1 protein-coding gene is annotated in these 306 nt (G+C 73.2%); it reads left to right on the top strand.

Going from position 1 to position 306, the window contains the following annotated elements; translation table 11 throughout:
* Positions 1–306: IS110 family transposase (locus tag TN53_RS43780; protein ID WP_046264520.1), on the top strand; the 306-nt coding region annotated here is incomplete at both ends.

Genomic DNA, 306 nt, shown 5'->3' with positions numbered 1-306 from the left:
GCCTACGAGGCAGGACCCACCGGGTTCGTGCTGGCCCGGGCCCTGGACTCGATCGGGCTTCGCTGCGTGGTGGCAGCCCCGTCGAAGATGGAGCGCCCCGCGGGCGACCGGATCAAGACCGACAAACGGGATGCCCAGCGGCTGGCCAAACTGCTGCGGATGGACGAGCTGCCGGTGGTGCGGGTCCCGACGCCGGCCGAAGAGGCCGCCCGGGACCTCGTCCGAGGCCGCGACGACGTGCGCCGGGACCTGGCCCGGGCCCGCAACCGAATCTCCAAGCTGCTCCTGCGGCAAGGGCGGGTCTGG

The organism is Streptomyces sp. WM6386, assembly GCF_000972385.1.
Taxonomy (GTDB): Bacteria; Actinomycetota; Actinomycetes; order Streptomycetales; family Streptomycetaceae; genus Streptomyces.
This window is presented reverse-complemented; position numbering and strand designations above follow the sequence as displayed.